This window comes from Pedobacter sp. UYP1, assembly GCF_040547305.1.
Taxonomy (GTDB): domain Bacteria; phylum Bacteroidota; class Bacteroidia; order Sphingobacteriales; family Sphingobacteriaceae; genus Pedobacter.
The window spans coordinates 368,848-393,039 of the sequence record NZ_JBEPPL010000003.1 but is presented as its reverse complement, the minus strand read 5'-3'; the positions used below and the strand labels follow the sequence as shown (position 1 = coordinate 393,039).

20 protein-coding genes are annotated in these 24,192 nt (G+C 39.0%); 9 read left to right on the top strand and 11 right to left on the bottom strand.

What is annotated here, in order from left to right; translation table 11 throughout:
• Window positions 1-34 precede the first annotated feature (34 nt).
• The 3 genes from ABIB30_RS09535 to ABIB30_RS09525 are packed head-to-tail and all read left to right on the top strand — an operon-like array spanning window position 35 to window position 4,015.
• Window positions 35-1,360, top strand: a complete 1,326-nt coding sequence (locus tag ABIB30_RS09535; RefSeq protein ID WP_354301420.1) for a TolC family protein — start codon at window positions 35-37, stop codon at window positions 1,358-1,360.
• 1 nt (window position 1,361) lies between these two features.
• Entirely contained in the window at window positions 1,362-2,420 is a 1,059-nt protein-coding gene (locus ABIB30_RS09530) for an HlyD family secretion protein (protein WP_354301418.1), read from the top strand.
• Window positions 2,420-4,015 (top strand): MFS transporter, encoded by a 1,596-nt coding sequence (locus ABIB30_RS09525; RefSeq protein ID WP_354301412.1) that lies wholly within the window; start codon window positions 2,420-2,422, stop codon window positions 4,013-4,015. The genes ABIB30_RS09530 and ABIB30_RS09525 overlap by 1 nt, the downstream gene beginning before the upstream one ends.
• Window positions 4,016-4,051: 36 nt before the next feature.
• Here ABIB30_RS09525 and ABIB30_RS09520 read toward each other — a convergent pair whose 3' ends face one another.
• Window positions 4,052-4,369: a hypothetical protein gene (locus tag ABIB30_RS09520; protein ID WP_354301411.1), complete on the bottom strand. Its 318-nt coding sequence runs from the start codon at window positions 4,367-4,369 to the stop codon at window positions 4,052-4,054.
• Between the two features lie 168 nt (window positions 4,370-4,537).
• On the opposite strand from ABIB30_RS09520, the gene ABIB30_RS09515 reads away from it, so the two are divergent.
• Window positions 4,538-4,717 (top strand): BF3379 family histone-like protein, encoded by a 180-nt coding sequence (locus ABIB30_RS09515; RefSeq protein ID WP_068396067.1) that lies wholly within the window; start codon window positions 4,538-4,540, stop codon window positions 4,715-4,717.
• Window positions 4,718-4,807: 90 nt separating this feature from the next.
• Here the strand turns inward: ABIB30_RS09515 and ABIB30_RS09510 are convergent, their stop codons facing one another.
• The 5 genes from ABIB30_RS09510 to ABIB30_RS09490 form a co-directional block, all read right to left on the bottom strand.
• Complete coding sequence (locus ABIB30_RS09510) at window positions 4,808-6,067, bottom strand: cation:dicarboxylate symporter family transporter (RefSeq protein WP_354301408.1); 1,260 nt, start codon at window positions 6,065-6,067, stop codon at window positions 4,808-4,810.
• Between the two features lie 37 nt (window positions 6,068-6,104).
• Complete coding sequence (locus ABIB30_RS09505; RefSeq protein WP_354301406.1) at window positions 6,105-7,418, bottom strand: hypothetical protein; 1,314 nt, start codon at window positions 7,416-7,418, stop codon at window positions 6,105-6,107.
• 107 nt (window positions 7,419-7,525) lie between these two features.
• The gene (locus tag ABIB30_RS09500) at window positions 7,526-10,312 is read right to left on the bottom strand and encodes a TonB-dependent receptor plug domain-containing protein (protein ID WP_354301404.1); all 2,787 of its coding nucleotides are present in this window, start codon (window positions 10,310-10,312) and stop codon (window positions 7,526-7,528) included.
• The gene (locus tag ABIB30_RS09495; protein WP_354301402.1) at window positions 10,284-11,297 is read right to left on the bottom strand and encodes a FecR family protein; all 1,014 of its coding nucleotides are present in this window, start codon (window positions 11,295-11,297) and stop codon (window positions 10,284-10,286) included. The genes ABIB30_RS09500 and ABIB30_RS09495 overlap by 29 nt, the downstream gene beginning before the upstream one ends.
• Window positions 11,298-11,327: 30 nt before the next feature.
• Entirely contained in the window at window positions 11,328-11,957 is a 630-nt protein-coding gene (locus ABIB30_RS09490; protein ID WP_354301400.1) for an RNA polymerase sigma factor, read from the bottom strand.
• 333 nt (window positions 11,958-12,290) lie between these two features.
• Here ABIB30_RS09490 and ABIB30_RS09485 point away from each other — a divergent pair, with 333 nt between their 5' ends.
• Window positions 12,291-13,283, top strand: a complete 993-nt coding sequence (locus tag ABIB30_RS09485; RefSeq protein ID WP_354301398.1) for a hypothetical protein — start codon at window positions 12,291-12,293, stop codon at window positions 13,281-13,283.
• Between the two features lie 42 nt (window positions 13,284-13,325).
• Here ABIB30_RS09485 and ABIB30_RS09480 read toward each other — a convergent pair whose 3' ends face one another.
• From ABIB30_RS09480 to ABIB30_RS09465, 4 genes are all read right to left on the bottom strand, one after another.
• Window positions 13,326-13,778, bottom strand: coding sequence for a DoxX family protein (locus ABIB30_RS09480; protein ID WP_111632622.1), 453 nt, complete (start codon window positions 13,776-13,778; stop codon window positions 13,326-13,328).
• Between the two features lie 102 nt (window positions 13,779-13,880).
• On the bottom strand, window positions 13,881-14,780 hold the full coding sequence (locus tag ABIB30_RS09475; RefSeq protein WP_354301395.1) for an NAD(P)/FAD-dependent oxidoreductase: 900 nt from the start codon (window positions 14,778-14,780) through the stop codon (window positions 13,881-13,883).
• Between the two features lies 1 nt (window position 14,781).
• The gene (locus ABIB30_RS09470; protein ID WP_354301393.1) at window positions 14,782-15,345 is read right to left on the bottom strand and encodes a TetR/AcrR family transcriptional regulator; all 564 of its coding nucleotides are present in this window, start codon (window positions 15,343-15,345) and stop codon (window positions 14,782-14,784) included.
• Window positions 15,346-15,784: 439 nt separating this feature from the next.
• Window positions 15,785-17,920, bottom strand: a complete 2,136-nt coding sequence (locus tag ABIB30_RS09465) for an ATP-binding protein (RefSeq protein ID WP_354301391.1) — start codon at window positions 17,918-17,920, stop codon at window positions 15,785-15,787.
• Between the two features lie 245 nt (window positions 17,921-18,165).
• Between ABIB30_RS09465 and ABIB30_RS09460 the strand changes: the two genes are divergently transcribed.
• The 3 genes from ABIB30_RS09460 to ABIB30_RS09450 all read left to right on the top strand — a co-directional run bounded on the left by ABIB30_RS09460 (window position 18,166) and on the right by ABIB30_RS09450 (window position 21,993).
• Entirely contained in the window at window positions 18,166-19,062 is an 897-nt protein-coding gene (locus ABIB30_RS09460) for a LysR family transcriptional regulator (protein WP_354301389.1), read from the top strand.
• Window positions 19,063-19,131: 69 nt separating this feature from the next.
• Entirely contained in the window at window positions 19,132-20,067 is a 936-nt protein-coding gene (locus ABIB30_RS09455) for a YeiH family protein (protein WP_354301387.1), read from the top strand.
• A gap of 333 nt (window positions 20,068-20,400) precedes the next feature.
• Window positions 20,401-21,993 (top strand): discoidin domain-containing protein, encoded by a 1,593-nt coding sequence (locus tag ABIB30_RS09450; RefSeq protein ID WP_354301385.1) that lies wholly within the window; start codon window positions 20,401-20,403, stop codon window positions 21,991-21,993.
• A gap of 55 nt (window positions 21,994-22,048) precedes the next feature.
• Here ABIB30_RS09450 and ABIB30_RS09445 read toward each other — a convergent pair whose 3' ends face one another.
• Window positions 22,049-23,224: a cupin domain-containing protein gene (locus ABIB30_RS09445; RefSeq protein ID WP_354301383.1), complete on the bottom strand. Its 1,176-nt coding sequence runs from the start codon at window positions 23,222-23,224 to the stop codon at window positions 22,049-22,051.
• Window positions 23,225-23,453: 229 nt separating this feature from the next.
• Here ABIB30_RS09445 and ABIB30_RS09440 point away from each other — a divergent pair, with 229 nt between their 5' ends.
• Window positions 23,454-24,107, top strand: a complete 654-nt coding sequence (locus ABIB30_RS09440; protein ID WP_354301381.1) for a FadR/GntR family transcriptional regulator — start codon at window positions 23,454-23,456, stop codon at window positions 24,105-24,107.
• Window positions 24,108-24,192: the final 85 nt, after the last annotated feature.

Below are 24,192 nucleotides of genomic sequence, written 5' to 3'. Positions count from 1 at the left end.
TTCATAGCTGTAATTTTGTATCATTCTTAAAGACATGTACTACATTAATAAAAAAATCGTTCTGTTGCTCTTCTCTATTTTCCTGTTCAACAGGCTGAAAGCACAAGAGACAACTCCAATTTCAATGTCACTGAACCAGATCTGGGAAAAGGTGGCTGCAAATAATAAAACTATACAAATGCAGGACCTTCGGGTAAAAAGGACTGTAGAGGGAATTAAAGATGCTAAAGCAGAGCGTCTTCCTGAAATTTATGCCGAAGGCGAATACGCAAGAGTCAGCAATGTTCCTATTTATGACAATGGACTATTCCATACTCCCAGTCAATTTGAAGTGGTACATACCTCCTATAAATTTGGCGGCAGCGCTTATCTTAACTTGTATAACGGGAGTAAAACTAATATCAAGATCGCCGAAGAAAAGAAAGAAAATGAGATTGCTATTGAACAGCGTAACCTGACTACTTCGGAAATGAAATTAAGGGCGACTGCTTATTTCCTTGACCTGCAGAGAAGCAATATTTTTAAAGCCTTGTTATTAAAAGATATCAGTGATCAGGAAAAACAGCTGCAGGAAATCAAACAGTTGCTTAAAAATGGGGTCGTGCTCAAAAGTGATGTCCTGCGGGTAACCTTAAAATTATCCAGGCAAAAAATGGCGTTGGTTCAGTTGAATAACGATCTTGCTATAGCCAATCAGAAATTGAATATACTGACTGGATTACCCGATGAAACTGTGATTCAGCCGGCAGAAGATTTAAAAGCTGATTTGCCGGTTTTGAAGCCTTATAGTACTTATTTGTCGGATGCAATGGCACACTCCTTTGCTTATAAAATAGCTGAAAAAGAAACAGAGCTGCGTAAGTTGGAGGTAAAGAATGTGAAAGCAAATGTGTCTTTTAAATTGGGGTTATTCGCCAATTACGCTTATTCCTATCCTCAGATTTTGCTTTACCCTTATTCGATAGCCGTTTATGGCTTAGGGATGACTGGGATTAAAGCAAGTTTCCCGATTTCTTCTTTTTATCACAATACACATAAAGCAAGAGCGGCCGAATTGAAATATCAGCAGCAGGAAGTTGAGCATTCGGATACAGAAGATAAAATCAGACAGGAAGTGAACGAAGCTTATTTGAGATATAAGGAATCGCTGACCAGGATTGATGTGGCGAAAGAAAATATCACTCAGGCCACAGAGAACCTAAGAATTGTGAACAATACTTATTTCAACCAGTTAGCCTTAGTGACAGACTTACTGGATGCAGATACACAATTACTTCAAACGCGTTTCGATTACGCTGCGGCCAGAATCGCAGCACAACTACAATTTTATCAATTACAAAAGGCAATAGGTAACCTCTAACATGAAAACAAAGAATAACTATACAAATACGGATCAGCTGATTACAAAAATAACAGCCTGGATAGCTGGTGTCATTGCTGTAGGGCTTGCCGTCTGGGGAATCATATCCCTGGTTCAGCTTTACAATTATGAGGATACCAATGATGCACAGATAGAAGAATATATCAATCCGATCACTTCACGCGTGGGTGGTTTTATCAGGGAGATCAAATATGAAGAAAACCAGGAAGTGAAAAAAGGAGATACTTTACTGATCATTGATAACAGTGAGTATCAATTGCAGCAAGAAGAAGCTGAAGCTGCACTTTCCAATGCACAGGCGCAGATTTCTGTATTAGAAAGCAATGTTTTAACGACCTCTAAAGTTTCGCAGGTGAGTCAATCACAAATTGCTTCTGCAAAAGCAAAATTGGTAAGACAACAACAAGATTATGACAGATATTCTAAATTATTTAAAGTAGAATCTGCCACTCAACAACAACTGGAAAATAGTAAAGCAGCGCTGGATGTAGCTACTTCAGAATATCAGGCGGCTCAGGAAAACTACCAGGCATCCTTGTCCAAAGTAAATGATATCAGGTCACAAAAAGGAGTTTATGAAGCGGAAATCAAACGTCGCAAAGCTTTACTGAACAGAGGTAAACTCGATGTGAGCTATACGATTATACGTGCGCCATATAATGGTAAAATGGGCAGAAGAACAATTCAGGAAGGGCAACAAATCCAGACTGGACAAACATTGGCCTATATCGTAGATCAGGAAGCAGGTAAATGGGTGATTGCTAACTTCAAAGAAACACAGATTGGAAAAATGAGAGTCAATGGAGCAGCAGAAATTACTGCCGATGCTTTTCCTGGTCAAACATTTAAAGGTGCTATCGTTTCTCTTTCTCCGGCAACAGGAGCAAGGTTCTCCTTACTTCCTCCGGATAATTCTACCGGTAACTTTGTGAAAATAGTTCAGCGTATACCTGTCAAAATTAGACTGACAGAAAGTAAAGAAGTCGTAGATCAGCTGCGTGCAGGAATGAATGTCAATGTCAAAATAAGTAAGGACTGATGAGTTTAGCGCTGCCTGTATTTAAATCGTGGGTGCCTGTCTGGTTAATCAGGGCAACTATCTTCCTGGTTATCTTTCCCGGACTTTTGCTATTCGGTTTATCAACTGCCAGTGGTGCCGGAGCAGCTGGGTATTATGGTATTGAACCAGCAGATGTCCAGTATTCTATGGTGATTTTTTATGCGGCAGTAGCCGGATTCTTTGCGCTGGAAAGAAGGTTTTTTATTTTCATGGCCACCAGGGAATATTTTATACTTAGCATTCTGATCCAGATGGGGACAGCTTATGTTTGTTTTCATACTCAGAATCTATATATCCTGTTGTTCTTTAGATTCTTGCAGGGGATGTCTAATTGTATGTCTACCAGTATTTGCATCACGCTGATTTTTGGAAGCCTGCATAACGAAAGAGCCAGGGAAATAGGTTATTCTATCTTTTATGGAATGCTATTGTGTATTACACCAATATCCACTATCATTACCGCACCTATATTAGACGCCTTTGACTATAATGTCTTATATAAGTTTATCATTTTCGCTTATATCCCAGGCGGGATTCTGCTGCTGGTGATCATGAATAATATCAGGCTGAACAAAAAGATGCCACTTTATCAGCTGGACTTTTATAGTTTTATCATTTATTCCCTGGTCTTGTGTTTATTAGGCTATACACTGGTCTACGGACAGCAATATTACTGGCTTCATGATTCAAGGATAGTCTGGAGCGTATCAGGAACGCTGGTATTGATAACTTTACATATTATTCGTCAGCTCCATCTCAGACGCCCATACCTGAACCTGGATGTCTTTAAGCACAGGAATTTTAATGTAGGGATGTTTATGATCTTCATCTTATACCTGGTTCGTGGAGCTTTAGGAATTATCTCAATCTATTTCGCTGTTATTTTAGGGATGGATCCTATACATATAGGTTATATCATGGCGGCGAATATTGTCGGTATAGTATTGAGCGTATTGATCTCTTCGCGTTTGATTATTATGAAAAGACCAATCCGGTTAGTCTGGCTCTATGGTTTTATATTATTATTAATTTTTCATGTCTGGATGTGGTTCCTGTTCACCACACAAGCCGATCCCTCCACTTTTGTTCTCCCTTTAATTATCCAGGGAATGGGAGCGGGGATGCTCATGACACCAATTATTGTTTTTGCGATCTCCTCGGTACCTGAGCATTTAGGGAGTTCTGCATCTGCAACCGGCGTATTCTTTCGTTTTACCGGATTTTGTTCCAGTATTGCTTTAATCAATTACTTTCAGTTGCAACAGAAAAGTAACCACATCAACCGTTTCCAGGAACACCTGAGCGGGCTGAATACTGTGGTTACTGAACGTCTTGCGCAATACACGGGTGCATTAACCCATAAAGGTATGGCACCCGATCAGGCAGCCAAAGTAGCGAGAGGTTTATTAAACAGGACCGTAGATAGCCAGGCACAGTTAAGAGCAATGATGGATTACTATCTGCTGATTAGTATTTTGCTGATCGCTGTTTTGCTGGTTATCGCTTTATTTCCGAAGCTGAACAGGACTAAAATTAACCTGAAATCCAAACAGCCAGCTCCGGCTTCTTATTAAAAACCTGTTTATTCTGATCTCCTGCGCTGCAGGGGATCAGGTGCGGATTATCTTCTCATTCTCGTCTTCATCTTCGTCCCTTTGACCTGCACCGAGGTTAGTTTTGGTCTTTTTGCCATACAATGGGTCATCGTTTTGTGTCATATTATTGTCAGAATCATTGTTTTTGGCGTCTTTTAGCTCATCTTTTATTCCATCCTGTTGATTCAGATTTTCAATAGCAGGAAGCTCAGATCCATCCCTATGTTCGCTGGTACTATTGTACCTTGGTAAGGTCTGTTCTTGCGGTTTATCTGTGTTAAAGTCTTCTGAATCAGCTACTTTATGTTTTTCTTGTGAATCGTCTTTTTTCATGGCTTTGCGGGTTAATGAATCATAGAACCTTTAACAATACCCTGTAGAAATGGTTTTAAATAAACATCCAGACATATTAAAACCCAATTATCGTTCGTTAATGATTTGGAAGAAAACAAACAATTATTAACTTTAAGCCCAGAAATCAAATTTAATTAACAAAATATCATGGAAAAATTCGCAAAATTAAAAGAGTTAATCGCCGGAGTTGAGGCAGATGCAGACAAGTTTTACAATTCAGGTAACGGTGCAGCTGGTACTAGAGTACGTAAAGCAATGCAAGATTTAAAAACACTTGCTCAGGACATCCGTACTGAAGTAACTGAAAAGAAAAACAGCGACAAATAATAATATTTGTACCTGCATTAGCAGGCTTAATAAAAAAAACCGGTTCATTAATCATGAGCCGGTTTTTTTATTGGAAGGGATTGCTGAATTCTACTTTTTCAGTGCCAGTATATTATCTTCTCCGGGATGAAACTCATTCTCAGTTTTTGCAATAACAATCGTAGCTACCCCATTTCCAATAATATTTGTGATTGCACGTGCCTCGCTCATAAACTTGTCTACTCCTAGAAGGAATGCAAGTCCCTCTACAGGGATCTTATGAATTGCGGTAAGCGTAGAGGCCAATACAATAAAGCCGCTGCCTGTCACGCCCGCAGCCCCCTTAGAGGTTAACATTAATATACCAATGATACTCAGCATCTCTGCAAATGATAAATGAACATTATACAACTGCGCTAAAAAGATAACTGCCATTGATAAATAGATAGATGTTCCATCCAGATTGAAAGAATAACCAGTGGGGATAACCAGTCCTACAACCGATTTACTGCAACCCAGCTGTTCTAGTTTTTTCATAATAGAAGGCAAAGCCGATTCAGAAGAAGAAGTTCCAAGGACAAGCAGCAGTTCTTCCTTGATGTATTTAAGAAAATTCAGGATGCTTAAATTAAAATACCTGAGTATAGAACCCAGAATCACGAATACAAACAATGCCATGGTTAAATAAACCGTACCCATTAGTTTTCCTAAAGGAATCAGCGTTTGCAAACCAAATTTACCAATCGTATAAGCCATTCCTCCGAAAGCACCGAGAGGAGCGAGGTACATCACATATCTTAAGCCGCCAAAAACTAATTTTGAAGCTTTGCCTAAAACACCGATAACCGCTTCTCTTTTTGAATAAAAATTGAGTGCGACCCCTATAACAATCGCAACAACCAAAACTTGTAAGGTCAGGTTAAACATAAAAAACTTACCCCAGTCAAAACCAGCACCCGATTCTGCAGCTTTAGTATATTTAGAAGGATCTTGTATGTTCAGGCCCGAACGGTCAATATGCCCTGGACGTATAATATAAGCCACAAATATCCCTATAGCTAAAGCGAATGTCGTTACGATTTCAAAATAAACCAGTGACTTCACACCAATCCGGCCCACCTTTTTCAGGTCGCCCATACCGCTGATCCCTAAAACAATAGTCAGAAAAATAATCGGCGCAATGAATAGTTTGATGATATCTACAAAGGTCTTACCCACAATTTCCATTTTTATGGCCAATGCAGGATTTGTGGTTCCCAGAACAATCCCGGCAATAATTGCAATCAAAACCCAAAAAGTGAGGTTTGTCAATAGTCTTTTCGTAAAGCTTCTTTTTTGTATTTTATCGGGGGTAGTGTAAGTAATTTCCATATTGAAGGATTAAAAATAATGATTATTAGTTTAGGAATTAGTCAATTGAGATGTGATACATCAGTACATACATCATTTTTCTCATAGTCGTAGTTAGTTCACCGTCAGCCTGTGCCCTGAATATGGGCCTGCTTTGCGCATTAAAGACAAATTTGGAAGAGTGTCCTTTCAATAATAAACTGACACCAGCATCATAGGTAACCATAGGATCTGCTAACCTTTCGAATTTGGAATACTGAATACCCACAGCAGGCAGCAGTTGTGCTCCTTTTTTCTTCTGGTTAAAATAGGGAAGTAGAAAGCCAGTCTGTATACTGATACTGTTACCTGTTCCAATGACCGGATAACCATTTCCAGAACCATTGAACGAAGCTGTACTTGCATCCAGGCCGTTTGCGGGGTTTCCTATAGCCAGTATCCTTGTGTAATTGGGGCCGAAATCATGGTGGTGATATGCCCCATAAAAAGTAAATGCAGTACCTTTTTCTTTATTGATAGGGGTATCATAAAAAATATCGGCAGCAAACTGCTTCAGGTTATCAGAAATAGTATCATTTATTGCATTCTTATGCCATAACGCATCTTTTTGAAGTTCGAATCCGGCACCTATAGCCAGTACTTTCTTTTTGCCCAGATAAGCTCCTTGATTTTGCGCCATCACATTACTCTCTTTATCGAAAAATTGCCATTTAATATAGCCTGACCAGTTTGGCTTGACCACTTTAGTATTGAAAACGGCAATAGTATTCAAAGGAGCTGTTCCGCCTGTATTGTAAGGAGTTGTATACGCAAAGCGATAATCTAATTTTCCAATAATACCTTTTACAAATAATCCCAGCCTGCGCTGTGTAATGTCTCTTCTGTTAATATCCCCAAGGTTAATTAAAGGAGTTTCATAGAGTAAGGTCTTCGTATACCCAGTAGCATAGCGTGACAGCCCCATCCAGGAAGAGCGGCCACCTCCAACAGCAATGTATTCGTTGATTTTATAATCCACATATCCGTCCAGTAAATCTACATAAGTATCCATTTTGGTCAGGTTATTCACGTTGGTAGGACCGAGTTGCAATACAAGCATCAAATGATCAACGGGCATAGCTGTTACTTTCAATCTGACGCGTCTTAAAGTCACATCGGTTACAGAGTTGAGCTGCGAATCGTTGATTTTGCTGCCAGGATTAAGTTGCGTATTCCTTAACCAGACCTGCAGGTATCCGCCAAATTTCAGATAATGTGTTTTTTCTTTGTTCAAATAAAGCGTGAGGGGATCGGCAGGGGGAGGTTGGTTCTGTGCCAGCACAATTACAGGCAGCATAAACAGGATGCCTGACAGGTAATGATAGAATTTCATATTAAATATTTGGTTTGTAATCAGCTAAGAGGAATCAGCAGCTAATTTTACCCCATTGTGCAGAAAAAAAATCAAAATGTGCCGGTGCAAAACTAAAGACCATCGGTTTAGAATTTAAACTGCAGTCTGGCGTAATAGTTCATGCCATTGAAACCGAATTGGTTAGCCGTTCTGCTATAAGGAATCTGTCCGCCAAAAGATAGATTGGTGTTCAATTCATTAATTTCTTTTATTTCATCAGGATAGACATTAAACAAATTATTGAAGCCCAGGCTAGCCGAAAATCTTTTGTTCAGACGACAGGAAAACTGCACATCGGTAATCACCTTACTGCTAAAGGTCTGGTCAAAGACAGGATCATTCTCCCAGGCCGCAACCTGTCCGAAATAAGTATTGCGCAGCAAAAAATTGAAAGCATTCAATTGATAAGCGCATGATAATATCATTTTACTATTCGGCTGTGCATGTTCAATAATTCCGATATCAATACGGGGAAGTAATTCGGAAGCCGGAATATTTCCTCCTCCGGCAAGCGGAAGACTGGCCACTTTCATTTTAACTCTGGTCCTGTTGAAAGAAGCAGTTCCATTGATGGTCAATGATTGCTGCTGTGCAAAAACTTCCGTGTAATTAGCCGTGAGTTCAATCCCTTTGGTATAGGTATTCAATGCATTGATGAAAAACTGAAGATCTGTTACCCCTGCGCTCGCTAAAACTGGCTGGAGGGCTACAACCGAACTATCGAGCCTTCCGGAAACGACGATCCGGTTGCGAATGGGGATGTAGTAAAAATCTGCAGAGAATGACAAGGAAGAATTAACAGTTCCAGTAAGCCCTGCACTCAAGTTTATAGAAGTCTCAGGCCGGAGCTTAGGTACCCCCAATTGCTGTAAAACAGGGCTATCATTGCGAAAATGCTGTACCAGGTAAACATCCGACTGTCCGTTCTTCTGGAAAAACTGAAACTGAAGCTGATCATAATAAACCTGCTGTAAAGATGGTGCCCTGAAATTACGGCTAAACGAACTTCTGAATACAAAAGCATCCGTTATTTTATGTCTGATTGCTACTTTACCCGATAAATTTCCTCCAAAATCACTATATCGCTCATAACGTGCAGCGGCAGAAATTAAGGTTTTTTTGGAAACATCTATGTTGGCTTCAGTATAAAATCCAATATTAGCCCTGTATTTATTCAACTGTTCATCAGGCTTAAAACCTGGCCTCCCATTGGCTCCAGGGAGTTTTAAAAGGGCGGGGGAGGTGCCTGGTACATTTGCATCCAGATAAGAAGCTTCATCTCCAGTAATGATCTGGTAATTTTCCAATCGTGATTCTGCCCCTGCTGCAAAGGTAATACCAGGTACGAGCGTCCTGGAAAAATCCAGGTTTACAATGCCCTGGCGCAAAATAGTTTCACCGGCATTAAATGCTGTTGGAGAATTGGAACCCATCGAGGCATTTATAGTATTAACCGCCTCACTATTGAGTTTGTTATATCCATAAACTGCGCTGAAGTCCATATTCCAGCTATCAGTACTCACTTTTTTAATCCCTGCGGCTAAAGATCCATTAGATAATACCGCTGGAAATTTTGGTAAATATCCATCGGGATAGTATGGAGTTGCTGCGGGATAGAAATTTGGAAAGCGGTAAAATCCAAAGGTGACTGCCCTTTTTTGTGAAAAACCACCAAATGAATAAAACTTCCAATCCTGATGAACAGGTGTTTCCATATTGAACCACAGTGATATGTTTTTGGCTTGTGCATCACCATATTGTCCTTGATTACGTTGAAAGCCTTTTTCTTTAACCAGTAAATCATCTCTGCGTTTATTTTCCGCAATTTTACCAGAGGGCGCAGGGAAATTGATACTGCCCAATTTTGAGGTATCACTAACTTGATTATAAACCAATCCGGTATAAGCCCTGGCGCGGTTAGTGGATTGCTGATATTGATAATTTAGGGTGAAATTAAGAAAGCCCTTGCCCGATGCCAGTGGTAAACCATAGTTGAAATTGTTCTGTGTGTAAATCCCGTCACCTTGACTAGTTTGCCCAAACTGTGTACTCAAAGTTCCACCGGTTTCTTTTTTCAAAACGATATTGATAATACCAGCAATCGCGTCAGAGCCATATTGTGCAGCAGCACCATCCCTTAAAACTTCAATCTTTTCAATCATTGCTGCAGGAATTGCACTTAAATCTGTTCCTGCGGTTCCTTTTCCAACTGTATTGTTCAGGTTTAAGGCAGAGATCTGATGTCTTCTCTTGCCATTAATTAAAACCAGCAATTGGTCTGGCCCAAGACCGTGCAAGGTGGACTGTTCCGCATAAGAAGCTACATTATTGATTCCGTATTTGGAAGAATTGAAGGAAGAAGAAGTATAATGGAGCATTTGTGCCACTTCTACCTGACCCGTTTGCATCAGATTACGCTGATTAAAAACATCTACAGGTAGGGCCGTTTGTAATTTTGTACGGGACATTCTGGCGTGAGAGCCCAAAATAGCGACCTCTTCTAAATTTAGGGTAATCGGTTTTATAAAGGGTTTTTCTACAGGTAAAACAGCTTTGATAATATACTGACTATCAGAAATCTTTTTAAAGGATAGATTTAACGGCCTTAATAAGTGATATAAAATCACATCCAGATTCGGCCCATCCTGACGTTTATAATTGTTTAAATCTTTGACCGCAGCGATCAATTGTGCTTCATAAACAAAGCTGACCTTATACTGAGCAGAGAGCAAGCCTAATTCATTTCCAAGAGACTGATTGGCCTTGTTTTTTGGCAACTGTGCAAAGGCTGTTTCACCGAAAATAGTAAATAGCATCAGCAAAAGAATGCCTGCCACATCTAAATTAGCTCCCGATATAAACTTCTTTGCCATTCTTTTTTACTGTCGTATTCAGCAAGGCTGCCAAAGTCTGCATTAAAACAGGCTCATTTTTAAGTTCAAGTGTACCGGAAAATTCTTTGGTACGGATTGATTGGTCTTTGATCAGATATTTTTTGCCATAATAAGCTGATAACTTATTGCAGACTTCAGCTACAGTTGTGTTTTTGAAAATATATTTGCCATTGACCCACGAGGTAAACTGTTCTACATCACCCACTTTTCTTCTGAAAGCAATTTCTCCCTTTTTACAGGTCGCATATTCTCCAGGCGCGAGAATAAGAGACTGGTCTTTATGTTTTAAACCAACCTTACCACTTACCAAAGTAACCAGCGTACTATCTCCGTGCGTATTTACGTTGAATACAGTTCCTAAAACACTAACTTCAGTAAGATTTGCATGTACCGTGAATGCCAGGGCCGGCTGATTTTTCTGTTCAATATGTTTGATCTTAAAATAAGCTTCCCCATTCAACCAGATTTGTCTGTTTGTTTTATCCCAGTTTTTCGGATACTTAACCGAACTGTTTGCATTTAGAATAACCGTGGAACTATCAGGAAGCATAATGGTTTTAGTATTTCCATATGGAGCAGAAATAGTTAACAAAGGGATATCTTGAGCTTTGTTGCGCATATAAAATAACAAACCTGCACCAATCACAAGACCAGTTAGTATCGCTGCTATTTTGAAAAAAGGAAATATCTTTTTAGTAACTGGCTGATAATTTGCTCCCTGCGCACTAATTGTGTTGTCAATCCGGTTTTTTAGACTTTCGTAAAATTCTTCCTTTAGTGGGTCTTTTCCTAAAGAAAGCAATCCGATGATTTCTTTGGCTTCATTCACTTTTTCCAGAGACGAAGGGTTGTCGTGAATCCACTTTTCCCAGAAAAGCATAGCCTGCTGATCGGCAGCTTTTACGTAGTTCGTAAAGCTCTCATCATTTACAAAATCAGCTGTTGTATATTCCTGATATGACATTTTTATCGATTATAATTTATAAGAGGCTTTTTAAGTATTAATTACCCCATGTATCCAAAGTAAAAATAAAATAAGGAGATGTTTTTGTCTCAGCCCGTCTATTGCCCTGCCCATTAATTTATAACAGCCCTTGATACTGATATTTAATAAAGCAGCTATTTCTTTAAAACTCATTTCCTGATAATAGCGCAAATGTATCAGTTCCTTTTGTTTAGGTGAAAGTGTCTCCAGCATCGCTAAAACTTTTGCTGCTGTAGATTGGTGGCTTTCCCTTGCAATAAATTCGGACTCAACTGTGTTATAAAATGAAAAATCGCTGTGTATTTCTTCATCATCATCTACAAAATCAGTGCTTACATTTTTTTGTTGTGTTTTTAATTTATGAATAATCGTTGTTCTTACCGATTTGATCAGATAACTTTTTAGAGAATACCTGATATCAAACTTAGCCCTGTTAGTCCAGATCCATACAAACACGTCATGGAGACTGTCTTCTATGATTGGTATATCATCCGTTAAACGTAAGCCGTAACTCGTCAGTGTTTTTGCAAACCTTGTATAAAGCTCGTCAAAAGCTTGTTTATTATGTTGTTTAATCTGATCAACCAATTCGGCATCACCAAGCAAGGACGTTTTACTATTCCTGTTATTTGCCTGCATAAAAATTATATAAAAGAATTGGTTAGTTCTTGCTTGTAAAAATAAGGCTAAACTTAGATTATTTATTTTGTTTTAGATGCTGTTTAAAATTATAGTGCGAAAATATTTTAGTTAAGTCATTTGTATTAAAATAGTTGTATTAATTTTTTTATTAAATTTTATCTCTAAATTAAAATTAATGAATATATTTATTTACCAGCTGATAATTAATTAATCCTAAAAAATCTTATTTATTAATAATGTAACAAGTCTACCATCTTTTTATTTTGTTAAAACGTTTTAATAATGCCTAAAATACAATTATTTAATCTTTAACCAATAAATCTAAACCCTATGAAAACCAAATCGATGATCTTTAGTCTGCTCGTTTTAAGCACCGGGATCGCCTGTACCAAACAAGATCCGGCCAGTAAAGACGGACTTTCTTCTGGTAATTCACTGACTCAGCCCAATGCGGCTCTTGCTGAACCTCCAACTACCTGGAAAGAGCACTGGTTTGAGCACAACCAATTGCTGAACCGCGTTTTTAAAGACTCAAATGTCGCTGTTTACTATGACAACGAGGTAGACAGGAGTATTACATGGCCTAATACCTTTCTGGCTCAAGTTTGGAGTTATACCAAAAGGACTTATGGCGCTTTCGGTAACGAATCGCCACTATATGTGATTTTGCATACTGGAAAATACAGTGGCGGTCATCCAAGTACTTATATGGATGCCAGTCATGACTATAGAAATGTGATTGACTGCGGCTCTTCGAGTACACAAGCCTGGTTATCAGGAACAGGTAATGACCTGGATCTGACTACTCATGAGGTTGGTCATATCGTGGAAGGCGCTTCAAAAGGCGTCCATGGTTCACCAGCATTTGATATCTGGCATGATAGCAAGTGGATGGAAATTTATATTTATGATGTATACCTTGGGCTGGGAAGGACTGCTGATGCGCAACGCTGGTATAACCTGGTTTCACCAGGATCGGATAATTATCCACGCGCACAATCACATTGGTTTAAAGACTGGTGGTACCCACTTTACACGCAATATGGAAAAACAGCAGTTTTAAATAAGTATTTCACTTTGTTAGCTGCAAATTTCCCAAAACACGTAGTTTCAAACGGCGTGACAAATATCAATGAATACAGCAGGAAATTAAATTTTGGTGAGTTTGTTCATTTCTGGAGCGGGGCTGCAAACGCTGATTTAAAACAGCTGGCGCTTACTGCTTTTGGAAATAAAGATGAGCAGGGCAATGACTGGACGGTACAATTACAGCAAGCCAGGTTAACCTTTCCTGGAGTAACTTATCCAGGAAGTACCAATTAATAGTAATTATTCAATGTAGCGTAAGTTTAACTTACGCTACATTTATGGTTTTGGACGATGTGTTTTCATCCAGTTGTCTACAGAGTATGGGCCCGAACCTACCACCCAGAAAAGAACCAGCAGGAGCAATACAATGATTGACAGCCATAATTCTGAATTGAGGAAAGAGAATCCTTTAGAAATATTGACAAAGAAAATAGCACCCAAAAGAATTGGGATTTGTATCACAGCAGCAAAGCGCGTAACTAATCCGATCAGGATCAGTAAACCACCGACCAGGTGTGCAAAAGCCACCGTATGTAATACTGCAACAGCCATTAATCCTGAAAATCCAAGCGTATTGTGCTGTATAATCCATTCTTGCTGAACTCCAGTGTCACTGACAAACGCAATGCCTTTGCTTAAAATCAGTAATCCGAGTCCGATACGGACTATGTCGAGCGATTTGGTATGGTGGATATCACCCCAATGCTCAATTTTTTGAACCATATTCATAAAACCTCCTTTTTAAGATAAACTCATTTGGTTATATTAAGTTAAGGATAAAATATAGTTAAAACACAAATATTTGCTGCTTAAATGTTTACGGTTTAAAACTTAAGCCATAATCAGTTCGTGGTTAATCATCGCACCTGCAATACTACCTGCCGCCACTGCGTTCGCAACAGATCTCATCGGGCTTATATTATCGCCTGCTGCGTATACTCCCGGAATTGTGGTTTTTTTGAAATCATCAGTTAAAATATAACCTCTTTTATCCATTTCACAGCCCATTTCTGCAGGGACAAGGCAATGTTGTACGAATGGAGGCCTGGTATAAAGTGCATCAATTTTTTCTAGTGTTCCGTCTAAAAACCTAATGCCTGTCAATTGTCCGGCTACATGTTCGATGCCTGCTATGGGCTTTTCAATAATGGTGACATTTGAAGCGCTGATTTCCTGTTGTTGAGCCGTACTGAATTTTGGCGCTCCGTTGGTAAAAACACGGAGATCTTTGTTCCAGTTGAAAACTAATTTGCTGAAATCTACTGTGTTTTCATCATTTGATAAAATCCCCATTGGCTGATCTTTATATTCATAACCATGGCAATAGGGGCAATGAATAACAGAAATCCCCCAGCAGGACGAAAGTCCGGGGATATCAGGAAGCTGGTCTGATACACCGGTCGCAAACAGGAGTTTTTTTGCGCTGATCTGTAAACCTGAAGCAGTAGTTACGGTGAAATTATAGTCCTCTCCAACCGCACTGACCACAACGTCTTCCATAAACTGAATTGTTGGGTAAACTGACACCTGATCTTTAGCTGCTTTTGCAATTTGCGCCGGACTAAAGCCATCCTGCGTAATAAAATTGTGAGAATGTGGTGTTTGACGGTTACAGGGTTGATTACTATCGAGGATCAACGTTTTTCTGATCGCCCTGCCTAAAGACATAGCTGCTGATAAGCCACTATAGCTACCACCAATAATGATAACTTCAAATTCTAGTTTTTCCATTTTATAGTTTATTAATTCCGATTCCGTTACTGAATGAAAACCAGGCAAAGCCTTTAATGTCGTTTTTTGCTACCGCTCCACTAGTTGAAGATTGAATGGTCGCTGTGATAATTCCGCTCATAAACAAATTAATCCAGGCAAGCGTAAGGTTAGGACTGATAATCTCCCGTTTTTGTAATTCCTTAATAACAGCTGTAGTCGGGGAAAAAGTCTGGTCATAGGTTGCGCAATCCTCATCTTCTTTCTGGTGCTGGTGCCCCTGATACTGATGTAATTTTTGAAAGAAAGCATATTTAGAACCGCAGTCTATACTTGCGTATAAAACCCGCTCTAACTGGATAAGCGGATCTTCAGTGCTATTGATAGCATTGGTAATATTGATTTTGCATTTGTTTTGCATTTCTAAGTGGCAAGCCTTTAGTAAATCATTCCGATCTGTAAAATACCGGTGAAGTGTTCTTCTGGTTACTTCTGCCCGTTCAGCCACCTTTTCAAGTGCGCTTGAATAGTCATCATTAAAGATTTCAATAGCAGTATCAATAATTTTTTGTTTGGTGTCTTTCATGCGTATTCAATTTTATAACTTATGCAGACACAATTGTAGGAATAATTTCTCAAATGTGAGACATTGTGATTCAGGTATTTCGAAAAATGACGTTTTTAAGGCAATAGGAGTATTTGGATGATGACTCGCGTAAAGTTTTGTAAAGGGGTAAAATATGCCTTAGTTAAGCTTGAGTTGTATTTTAAAAGGGTATTTACGGTGGTTGTATAGGGTTTGTGCTATGGTTTGAAACGGGTTTCAAACCCGCTTCAAACTGCTGGACAACATAGCCAGTAACCTTGTAGAAACCTGACTTAAATTGAACAAAAACCTGATTTAAATGGGGCAGAAGGCTTTCTGAAATATGAGCTGGCTTAAGCAGAAAATTATAAACACAATTCCGCTTATCAACTGATTTTAATCAATTAATGAAGCCGTAATAATTTAACTAATCAATGAATTAAGGAAGGTAATCTAGTATTTTGTCTAATAATTCGCTCTCTTTATAGGGTTTAACTATATAGTCATTCAAACCTGAAGAAATGTAATTCTGATGAGATTCAGGAGAAATCTGGCCAGTTATAGCTATGATTGGTGTTCTGCATTTTTTTATATCATGATGCGCTCTGATCTGCTTAGTCAGTTCAACACCATCCATACCCGGCATTTCTATATCCGTTAACACCATATCATAATGCTGGGCGTCAAAGGCTTTTAAAGCATCTTCTCCATTTGTTGCAGTATCAAAACTGATGTTATGCTTATTAAAGATCATTTTGATCACCAGTAAATTCATATTTGCATCATCCACTACTAATAAATGAATGTTTTTAAAAGCATCAACTCTGGAAACCAGGGCTTCTTTGTCTGTTAAAACTTCTTGTGCATGCTCCGCAATTGCATAAGGCAGTTCCAGGTGGAAACTTGTGCCTTTACCCAAAATACTATTCACAGTGATTTTTCCGTGATGGAGATCAACCAGCTTTTTACAAATTGGTAATCCCAACCCTGATCCTTTTTGCCAATCCATACGCTTGTTGTTGATGACTTGTGAAAACTCATCGAATATAAAAGGCAGTTCTTTTTCTGAAATTCCTATACCGGTATCACTGATTTCTATCAACAATAAAACATGACCAGTTTCTGTTTTCTTAATATCAGCTTTTACCCGGACTTCTCCCTGATCCGTAAATTTAATTGCATTGGCAATCAGGTTGACCAGGATTTGTTTTAAACGGTAAGGATCGCCTGTGATCAACAGGTCTGGTGCATCCTTTTGGTTTAATATCAATTTCAACCCCTTTTGATTGGCTAATACAGCAGTAGCTGCAACAATTTCATGCAGAATAGTTTTGTAATGAAAAGGAGTTTTTGAAAGAGACAATTTTCCGGTTTCCATCCTTGAAAAGTCGAGGATTTCATTGACAGCAGATAGCAACATCGAAGAAGAGGTTTCCAGCAAATTTGCCATCGTTTCCTGTTCAGTATTTAATGGAGTAGCCTTAAGCTGTTCAGTTGCTCCCAGAATCGCATTTAACGGTGTCCGCATTTCATGACTTATACTGGTAAAGAACCTGGATTTAACGATAACCTGCTCAGAAGCTAATTTGTTAGCTTTGACAATCTTGTTATAGGCACGGTAGAGTGTAATCAGTAAAGAAATGATCACGATCAGTGAAACTATATTAATCAGGAAATTGATCTTTCCTGAAGTGCCAATGACTTCTAAAGAATGCAGTGTCTGATCTCTTAATGACATCTTTCTGGCTTGTTGAAGCTGATGTTCCCTGGTACTGAATTCATTAAACATCACTTTGATATTGTCCAGGATCTGTCCGTTGATTTTTAAAATTGCTCTTTCATTTTCGGTCAGCAGCTTGTGATTCCCACGCTGACTTTCAAAGAGGTTTTTATAGAATTTTTCTACATCTTCCAGATTTTTTCTTGTATAAAGGTTATCATTTTCAGTGGCCTCGATAATCACGGTCTCTGTTTTACTGGTCTGTGCGGTATCTTTCTTATCTTCTTTATTCAGTATGGCGCTTTTTATACGCTGAAAGAACTTAGTCTTCTTCGCTTCAGAAGCGGGCTTGATGACTTCTGTTTTGATAATCTTTTTGACTACAGGCCGTGGTGATTTCTTAAAGGAAATGTTTGCAGGTAAAGTTTTACCAGTATCAACTTTCAGATTGACAGACATCAGGGAGTCTGTCATCTTTTTGATTTTGGCATAAAGTAAGATTTGCTTATTCCTTTTAGCTAAATCATTGGAAATATCGGTAGAGACAGCATTCAAATCTTCTTTTGAGAAACTTTCCAGTAGAGAAGAGATATGCTGGATACCCTGGCTATACTTGATGAAATATTTTTTTTCCCAAAGGGAGGTGTACATTCTGAAGTTGTTTTCCGCTTCCTGCAATCCCATATTAATGGTGTCCAGCTTGTAGATTTGCTCGTTATTTGCATCTCTTTGCAGACTTGTGGCCTGAAGTGCTTTTTGCCCGGCATACTGGTTGAAAGACGTTCTTAACAGCAACCCAATAAATAAGACAATAATTACCAGAATTACTATAAAGGAGATGCGCTTATTCTTCATTTTGTTTTTTTTTCAATCTTATTTCCTGTGTTTTTCTACTTAAGAAGGCTTGGTCCCTGAATAGTAAAAAATTTTACAAGAGGTTTTAGGTTATGCTATAAACCAGAACGATTTGCAGAAATGGCTTATTAAAGGTTGTAAATGTAGTTGAAAAATTTGTTAGAAATATATTTGGGGCAGAAGCATTCTGATTTGGGCCGTATAGCATTTCATTTATTGCCATTTTATTAAGACCTTGGCCAGCTATGTCAGACTTTCGTTTAGAAGTTTTTTATACCGTGGCCAAACGGCTTAGTTTTACTAAAGCCGCCGCTGCTTTATTTATCACACAGCCTGCTGTGACCAAGCATATTTATGAATTGGAGCAGCAATATGATAACAAGCTTTTTGAGCGGAAGGGGAATAAAATTCAGCTGACACCGGCGGGAGAGCTATTATTCAGTCATACGGAATCGTTATTTGATATCTATCGGAATATTGATTTTGATATGAATGCCCTGGTTCATAAAAAAGAAGGGGTTTTAGCGCTAGGAGCCAGTACTACTGTTTCTCAGTATGTAATCGCGCCGATCCTTGCAGGGTTCAGGAATAAATTCAATGCGATAGAAATCAATTTGATTAATGGAAATACTGAACAAATCGAGAAAGCTTTACTGGATAAAGAAATTCAGCTTGGAATTATAGAAGGAAGATCTAAACATCAGGAAATTAGTTATACCGAGTTTATCAGGGATGAAATTGTACTGGTTTGCGGTCAGGACCATCCTCTGGCTAAAAAATCTGAACTCAGTAAAGAGTTACTGCTGGAAAATTCTTTTGTAATGCGTGAGCAGGGGTCAGGTACACTTGAGGTGATAGATTATGCTTTAAAAGAGATTGGGATGCAGGTATCAGACCTTAAAGTAGAAATACACCTTGGAAGTACCGAAAGTATCAAATCGTACTTAATGCATTCTAATTGCCTGGCTTTTGTATCCATACATGCGCTAACCAATGAACTTCAGCGCGGAACTTTAAGGGTAATTGATGTAGCAGGACTCCACATAGAACGTCATTTCTATTTTATCCATCTTCAGGGTAAACCAGATGGTTTATCGGAGGTTTTTTTACGGCATGCCCGATTAACTCATAACCTGAAGTAATGGCGGATTAATTTTGGCGATTTGACCTGCGTGGGCATTTGGGACATCTTTGCAGTATAAATTACATAGATGATGCAAATGAGCCTGAATACCCGAAAAATTATATTTATTGTTGCCGCATTAGTTTGCCTGTTGCCTTGCATGTCTCCGCCACCAGCCCTTTTGCTGGGTCTGATAATTGCCCAGTTGATGGAACACCCATTTCTCCGTTTTAATCATACCGCGACTAACTGGTTATTAAAATTAGCTGTAATCGGGCTTGGATTTGGAATGAACCTTTCCTTTGCCCTGGACGCTGGCCGGGAAGGCTTTTTGTTTACAGTTTGCTCAATTTTCGGTGTACTCACCTTGGGTTTCATCCTGGGGAAGGTATTTAAGACTGAACGTAAAACCTCCTTTTTGATTTCTTCAGGTACAGCTATTTGCGGGGGGAGTGCCATTGCAGCGTTATCTCCGGTAATGAAAGCTGGTGAAAAAGAGATTTCTGCTGCATTGGGTATCGTATTTATACTGAATTCTGCTGCCTTATTTATATTTCCGGCCATAGGACATGCTTTGAATTTATCGCAAAGCCAGTTTGGAATCTGGTGCGCTATTGCTATTCATGATACGAGTTCTGTGGTTGGTGCGGCAAGTAAGTATGGTGAACAAGCTTTACAGATTGCTACCACTGTAAAACTGGCAAGGGCATTATGGATTATTCCGGTAGCGTTTGGTACAGCCTTTATTTTTAAAAGTGACCAGAAAAAAGTTAAAATTCCTTATTTCATAGGATTGTTTGTACTGGCAATGTTAGCGAATACTTATTTGCCGTTTATTAAGCCATTCGCTCCATATGTGGTAAGCGTAGCTAAAACAGCATTGACGCTAACCCTGTTTTTGATTGGGAGTGGCTTATCATTTAAAGTAATTAAAGCTGTAGGGATCAGGCCTTTTTTACAAGGTGTTATCTTATGGATCGCTATTTCTACAGTTTCGTTATGGGCAATTATGCTTCTAGCTTAGCAGTTGAATTCTGATAACAATTTTCGCGCAAACGTTTGATAAGCTCCTGTAAGATAATGTACTATATTTTTCAGGTGTCTGTGTACTGGGTTGTGTCCAGTTTTAAGACAATTGATGATGGCTTTGTAAGCTGTAAATGTTGACCGATAACTATTCTAAAAGGTATTTGCCATGTGAACTGGAAAAATGGACTTATTATTTGATTATTATACTGGCAGCAAGTCAAACGTTTGCGTATCATTTAATAGGCTTGGTTTTTTTTGATATCTATAGATTACAATTGTATAAAGCATTGTGCTTGAATACAATATCTTAACCTAATCGAAAAATACTATGAAAAGAAAACTATTATTATTAATTCCCGTACTGGTCAGCTTCATGGCCTGTAAAAAGGCAATAGATCCTTCGGGTGGTCGTACTACGCCAGTAGATGTGGTCACTACTGTTGATGGCTACAGCAGTGATCATGTCCATAACCTTAACCTGGTTTATTTTATACCAAATGATTTAGATACACTTGCTGGTTATCAAAAGCGTTTAAGTGACCTGATGCTCTGGGGACAGAAATTCTATAAAGATGAAATGGCCCGTAATGGCTATGCAGATAAAACTTTTGGCTTGTTCACCAGCCCGACTAAAGGGGTGAAAATTACGGTGATCAGGGGAACCAAACCAAAAAGCAGTTATCCTTATTCTGGTGGAAATGGAGCTGTGGCACAAGAGATCAATGCCTATTTCACCGCGCATCCGGCAGAAAATACCAGTGCACATACTTTGGTAATTATACCGCGTTATGAATTTAAAGCAGATGGGACACCAAGCGGCGGGCCATTTTATGGAACTGGAAAGTGGTGTTATGCGCTTGATTATGAGGGTATGGACATTAAAAATCTGGGTAAAACTGATGCAGATGGTAAGCGTTTCAGTGTTTGGTTTGGCGGAATGATGCATGAATTAGGCCATGGTTTGAATTTACCGCATAACTGTCAGAAAGTATCAGAAAATGCATCGCTTGGAATGGCATTAATGTGGGCAGGTAATGGCACCTTAGGTATTTCTCCGACTTTTTTAACCGCTACAGATGCAGCGATATTAAATGTAAATCAAGTATTTAATAAAGGTGATAAGGCTTCTTATGGAGCTGTTAAGGCATCAATCAGTAAGATTCATGCAAAATATGACCCTTCGAAATCGGCGATTGTGGTTTCCGGCCGGTTTACATCAGATGTTAAGGTAAACAGTGTGGTTTATTATAATGACCCGAATGTAAATAATGAGGGGATTGGCGTAAATAAGGACTATAACGCCACTACCTGGGAATCTAAAGCGATAGGCGTAGATAGTTTTTACGTGGAAATGCCAATTTCGGAGCTCAAATACAAAGATGGTAATCCTTATGAGTTGAAAGTTAAATTAGTTCATGACAATGGTAATGTAACAGAAACGATTTATAATTATGAGTTTGTAAATGGTATTCCGGTACTTAACTTCAGCAGCAGGGATGAGTTTAGTAAAACTGGCTGGAACGTATTGAATGTCAGTTCACAAGAGACTTCTGAAGAAGATGGTAAAGCGGCGAACTTGATTGATGGGGTAATCAATACGTATTGGCATTCACAATATTCAGGTACAACCGCTGCTTATCCGCATTCATTTACCATAGATATGGCCGCTGCTAAACAGGTAACCGGAATCAGTCTTTCCCAAAGAAATGGTTTGCAAAGAGCCATTAAAGATTTTGAGATTCAATATAGTACCGATGGGTCAAGTTTTGTTTCTGCAGGATCATATGTGCTGGCTAATGTAAATGGAGCACAATACATTAATTTACCTGCTAAACAGGCTTTCCGTTATTTTAAAATTATAGCGAAATCTTCTTATGATGGCCAGTCTTTTGCTGCCTTGTCTGAAGCAGGGGCATTTTAGTCGTTACTTCATGTAGAAATAATCCCCTGACTTTTTAGTAGTCAGGGGATTATTTTTAAAAGATTCCTTTCTTATGGTGTGCAAGTGTAGCAGTTTGCGCTGGTGTAATCCCAAAATGATCTTGAACAAGTTGTGCCGGATTTGCACTTAACCATTCATTCAATGAGATTTCCTGATACTCTGGGGCATTAAATAATATAATCAATTTAAGCGTTTCTGTACCCGTGTTTTCGATATAGTGACCGTAACCTTGTTTGATAAACGATACCATACCTTTTTTATAAGGCATTGTTTTGACACGTCCATGTGAACCAAAAATGCTCAGATTTCCTTTTCCGCTCATTACATATTGCCATTCATCAGCATTTGGATGCCAGTGAAGTTCGCGGATCGCTCCTGGTTCAATATCCATACGTAAGGCAGTCAGCGTAGTTTGGATCGGGAATTCTTTAGAAGAAACTTTTCTTGTAAAACCGCCTGCAAATTGCTGAAATACACCATCTTTTTCCATACGGAACTTATGTGCAGAGCTGCTGGTTGGGATATTCGGATCTAAGTTTTGTGGTCTTGGTGCTGTAGCTATTTTCCCGGTACCAATATAAAGTTCTTTATGCGGGAAAGCAGCAAATGTACTTGCTGACAATCCTGAGTTACGGGCCATAATCTCTGGAGAAATATGGCTGATCCAGTCTGTTGAGCTAAATGTTCCAAACTCAGAGAAGTGACCATTGTCAAAACCCAGCAGGAATAAGCAATGTTCGTCTCCTAAACATTGTAAGCAGTGGCCATGACCTTTAGGAAAATACCAGATGTCGCCTTTTTCAAAGTCATCGGTCGATGTTGTCCCATCGGGAGAGACCACTGTTGTACGCACTTTTCCTTCTAAAATATAGGCCCATTCTGCTGCAATGGAGTGCCAGTGCAATTCACGGAAGCTACCTGGATTTAACCGCATAATTACTGCTGCTATACTTTGTGAAACCGGAAATTCTTCGACAGTGGCTTCTTTGGCAGTTCCACCAGTGCCTGTCCAGCCCGTACTTCCGTTTTCAATGTCATAAACAAAATCTTCCAATTCTGCTTGCGGACCGTCTGGTCCTTTTTTTACCGTTGATTTTACTGCTGCATCAGCCTTTTGAGGGATTAATAAATTCAGGCTTGTTGCAGCTGTTACCAAACCAAAGGTGGATAAAGATGCTGCGGAAATAAATCCACGTCTTGTAGTTGCCATACTTTTTTAGATTAATATGAAGCAAATATATAATGCAGAAATGATATTTTAAAATAAAACATCATATGTTTGTTTTAACATCATATGTTTTAGGTGAACGCTTATATAGCCATGGTGAATACTTATTATGGGTGCAAGACTGTTTTTGTGGCTTCTTACTAGTTAAAAAATAAGAGCATGTAGATGATGTTTGCAAGAAACATCGTATGTTTGTGACAAAGCAATTATTTTGATCAACTCCATCAAACTTTACGAAAAAGTAATTAACCTGATTAAAGAGGATATTTCCCAGGGGAAATACAAAGCGGGCGAGAAAATACCTGCTGAGCCTGAACTGATGAAGCTATATGGTGTAGGGCGTTCCAGTATAAGAGAAGCCATCAAGACCTTAGCCATTTCGGGAATTCTGAAGGTGCAGCAGGGGTCTGGTACTTTTGTGAATACGAGTTTTCAGGAAGTCAGCATCGAGCAGCGGTTAAGACGCGCTGATTTTGATGATGTGAATGCGGTAAGGCGCCTGCTGGAGAAGGAAATTGTGAAGCTGGCGACACATAACCGTACTGAAGAACAGCTTAAAGAAATTGAACTGGCTTTAGGAAACCGTAAATCGGCTATCGAAGCTGAAGATCCTCAAAGTTGTGCTGATGCCGATATTGCATTTCACACGGCTATTGCCCAGGCTTCTTTAAATCCTGTATTGTCTGATTTGTATTATAGTTTTACGCTGATCATGCGTAGTTTCTTTGTGGCCAGAGAGAAACAGGGGATTAGTCGTTTTGCGATGAACCATCACTTGCATGAGCAGTTGTTTAAAGCAATTAAGAGTAAGAAGCTGAATCAATCACAATTAATTCTTCAAAAGATTCTTGACAATAACTATTAATAATATTTTAGAAAAAAGGCCTGCTAAAATAATAGCAGACCTGGTTTAATTGGTGGTTGTGAATTTCTTTGTGTGGTAGTGGAAA

Coding starts and splice junctions, on each gene's coding strand:
- ABIB30_RS09535 (WP_354301420.1), top strand. CDS start 35: ATGTACTACATTAATAAAAAAATCGTTCTGTTGCTCTTCTCTATTTTC.
- ABIB30_RS09530 (WP_354301418.1), top strand. CDS start 1,362: ATGAAAACAAAGAATAACTATACAAATACGGATCAGCTGATTACAAAA.
- ABIB30_RS09525 (WP_354301412.1), top strand. CDS start 2,420: ATGAGTTTAGCGCTGCCTGTATTTAAATCGTGGGTGCCTGTCTGGTTA.
- ABIB30_RS09520 (WP_354301411.1), bottom strand. CDS start 4,369: ATGAAAAAAGACGATTCACAAGAAAAACATAAAGTAGCTGATTCAGAA.
- ABIB30_RS09515 (WP_068396067.1), top strand. CDS start 4,538: ATGGAAAAATTCGCAAAATTAAAAGAGTTAATCGCCGGAGTTGAGGCA.
- ABIB30_RS09510 (WP_354301408.1), bottom strand. CDS start 6,067: ATGGAAATTACTTACACTACCCCCGATAAAATACAAAAAAGAAGCTTT.
- ABIB30_RS09505 (WP_354301406.1), bottom strand. CDS start 7,418: ATGAAATTCTATCATTACCTGTCAGGCATCCTGTTTATGCTGCCTGTA.
- ABIB30_RS09500 (WP_354301404.1), bottom strand. CDS start 10,312: ATGGCAAAGAAGTTTATATCGGGAGCTAATTTAGATGTGGCAGGCATT.
- ABIB30_RS09495 (WP_354301402.1), bottom strand. CDS start 11,297: ATGTCATATCAGGAATATACAACAGCTGATTTTGTAAATGATGAGAGC.
- ABIB30_RS09490 (WP_354301400.1), bottom strand. CDS start 11,957: ATGCAGGCAAATAACAGGAATAGTAAAACGTCCTTGCTTGGTGATGCC.
- ABIB30_RS09485 (WP_354301398.1), top strand. CDS start 12,291: ATGAAAACCAAATCGATGATCTTTAGTCTGCTCGTTTTAAGCACCGGG.
- ABIB30_RS09480 (WP_111632622.1), bottom strand. CDS start 13,778: ATGAATATGGTTCAAAAAATTGAGCATTGGGGTGATATCCACCATACC.
- ABIB30_RS09475 (WP_354301395.1), bottom strand. CDS start 14,780: ATGGAAAAACTAGAATTTGAAGTTATCATTATTGGTGGTAGCTATAGT.
- ABIB30_RS09470 (WP_354301393.1), bottom strand. CDS start 15,345: ATGAAAGACACCAAACAAAAAATTATTGATACTGCTATTGAAATCTTT.
- ABIB30_RS09465 (WP_354301391.1), bottom strand. CDS start 17,920: ATGAAGAATAAGCGCATCTCCTTTATAGTAATTCTGGTAATTATTGTC.
- ABIB30_RS09460 (WP_354301389.1), top strand. CDS start 18,166: ATGTCAGACTTTCGTTTAGAAGTTTTTTATACCGTGGCCAAACGGCTT.
- ABIB30_RS09455 (WP_354301387.1), top strand. CDS start 19,132: ATGATGCAAATGAGCCTGAATACCCGAAAAATTATATTTATTGTTGCC.
- ABIB30_RS09450 (WP_354301385.1), top strand. CDS start 20,401: ATGAAAAGAAAACTATTATTATTAATTCCCGTACTGGTCAGCTTCATG.
- ABIB30_RS09445 (WP_354301383.1), bottom strand. CDS start 23,224: ATGGCAACTACAAGACGTGGATTTATTTCCGCAGCATCTTTATCCACC.